Origin of the sequence: Bacillus sp. G402 (assembly GCF_051172515.1) — a bacterium.
Lineage (GTDB): Bacteria > Bacillota > Bacilli > Bacillales > Bacillaceae > Bacillus > Bacillus altitudinis.
Map to the genome: position 1 here is coordinate 1 of NZ_JBPIZC010000011.1, position 1,938 is coordinate 1,938.

General features: G+C 42.6%; 9 tRNA genes and 2 rRNA genes. All 11 read right to left on the reverse strand.

Annotated features, from left to right (window positions below):
- A 16S ribosomal RNA gene (locus ACSBQP_RS19230) occupies positions 1 to 102 on the reverse strand; the annotation flags it as partial.
- Between the two features lie 127 nt (positions 103 to 229).
- Positions 230 to 305: transfer RNA gene (locus tag ACSBQP_RS19235), tRNA-Ala, on the reverse strand.
- 8 nt (positions 306 to 313) lie between these two features.
- A tRNA-Pro gene (locus ACSBQP_RS19240) sits at positions 314 to 390 on the reverse strand.
- Positions 391 to 397: 7 nt separating this feature from the next.
- Positions 398 to 474, reverse strand: a tRNA-Arg gene (locus tag ACSBQP_RS19245).
- Between the two features lie 11 nt (positions 475 to 485).
- Positions 486 to 571: transfer RNA gene (locus tag ACSBQP_RS19250), tRNA-Leu, on the reverse strand.
- Positions 572 to 583: 12 nt separating this feature from the next.
- Positions 584 to 655: transfer RNA gene (locus tag ACSBQP_RS19255), tRNA-Gly, on the reverse strand.
- A 30-nt stretch (positions 656 to 685) separates the two neighbouring features.
- Positions 686 to 768 (reverse strand) — tRNA-Leu (locus ACSBQP_RS19260).
- A gap of 7 nt (positions 769 to 775) precedes the next feature.
- A tRNA-Lys gene (locus ACSBQP_RS19265) sits at positions 776 to 851 on the reverse strand.
- 37 nt (positions 852 to 888) lie between these two features.
- Positions 889 to 964, reverse strand: a tRNA-Thr gene (locus ACSBQP_RS19270).
- A gap of 33 nt (positions 965 to 997) precedes the next feature.
- Positions 998 to 1,073 (reverse strand) — tRNA-Val (locus tag ACSBQP_RS19275).
- A gap of 768 nt (positions 1,074 to 1,841) precedes the next feature.
- Positions 1,842 to 1,938: ribosomal RNA gene (rrf, locus tag ACSBQP_RS19280) — 5S ribosomal RNA — on the reverse strand; the annotation flags it as partial.

Consider the following 1,938-nt stretch of genomic DNA (forward strand, 5'->3'; position numbering starts at 1 on the left):
GCCGCTAACATCCGGGAGCAAGCTCCCTTCTGTCCGCTCGACTTGCATGTATTAGGCACGCCGCCAGCGTTCGTCCTGAGCCAGGATCAAACTCTCCGAAAAAGTACAAAACCGAAGTTTTGTTTTTCGTCAGCGTTTGACTGACTACCTATGATGTATCATAGGATTTTTTTATAAAAACTCGAATTAACAGGTACGTTTTGTCTTGTTTAGTTTTCAAAGATCATATTGGTGGAGCCTAGCGGGATCGAACCGCTGACCTCCTGCGTGCAAGGCAGGCGCTCTCCCAGCTGAGCTAAGGCCCCATAAAAGATGGTCGGGAAGACAGGATTCGAACCTGCGACCCCTTGGTCCCAAACCAAGTGCTCTACCAAGCTGAGCTACTTCCCGATCTTAATGGCGCGCCCGAGAGGAGTCGAACCCCTAACCTTTTGATCCGTAGTCAAACGCTCTATCCAATTGAGCTACGGGCGCTTATTTTATAATGCCGAGGGCCGGACTTGAACCGGCACGGTAGTCACCTACCGCAGGATTTTAAGTCCTGTGTGTCTGCCAATTCCACCACCCCGGCGTGGATGGTATAAGCGGAAGACGGGATTCGAACCCGCGACCCCCACCTTGGCAAGGTGGTGTTCTACCACTGAACTACTTCCGCATTACAGGATTTCTTTATGTTGTTTGGCAATGCGGGTGAAGGGACTTGAACCCCCACGTCATAAAGACACTAGATCCTAAGTCTAGCGCGTCTGCCAATTCCGCCACACCCGCATGAAAATGGTGAGCCATGAAGGACTCGAACCTTCGACCCTCTGATTAAAAGTCAGATGCTCTACCAACTGAGCTAATGGCTCGCTTTTAAAGCGACTTGTCTATCTTACCATATGAAAGTGGTGCCGGCAAGAGGACTTGAACCCCCAACCTACTGATTACAAGTCAGTTGCTCTACCAGTTGAGCTACACCGGCTTTATCTATCCTAACATTATGTAAGAATAAATATGGTGGAGGATGACGGGCTCGAACCGCCGACCCTCTGCTTGTAAGGCAGATGCTCTCCCAGCTGAGCTAATCCTCCATATTGTGTCGTTTCGAATGTCTCTCGATCTGACAAATAGTATTATATAACGATAAGATATTGTTTGTAAAGACTTTTTTAAAATAATTTTTGAATTTATTTTAAATCTGTTTTTTCAAACCTTTTCGTTAAGGCACCTAAAGAAGTTTACCACTTGTCTCTTCATTTTAAAAGTTTTTTTTTCATTTTTTTATGTTTTTTTGTTAAAAAGGGCATTAATAGCGCTTTTTCAATGTAAAAACAGCTCTTTTAAAGCTGAAAAATGTTTGTTTTATTCCTTATATCCTCAGATAACGTGCATTTAGAAACGAATTTTTTTATTATTTTATTTTTCAGAGAAACCATTTTTGTATAATTGTTTATATTAAATTGATCATGGTCATTTTTCAAAAATTCGTCTCAATGTTCCTTTGCTTCATCAAACATTGTAGTGCTTAACTCAAATCTTCCTCTTCTCTCTCATTAGCAATCCAAGATGCCCTTTGCTCTCTTATGTAGGTTTCAATGATCTAGCAGCAAGCGCAGTTCGCTACATATGGTTGCCAGAGGAGAAGATCCTTTTTAGATATGTTGACTCTTAGCAAGATGAGCGAGCGACGAGATTGGATGATAAGAATATTATAGAATGTCTAGAATTCCAGTGAAGGGGATGAAATGAATGAGTTATTGAGAATGTAGTGAAAGACCACTATTTTCAATATAAATAGATATATCATTTATTGAAACACAAAAAAGGATCAGTTCCGATTGGAACTGATCCTTTGAAAAGCTTGGCGGCGTCCTACTCTCACAGGGGGAAACCCCCAACTACCATCGGCGCTGAAGAGCTTAACTTCCGTGTTCGGTATGGGAACGGGTGTGACCT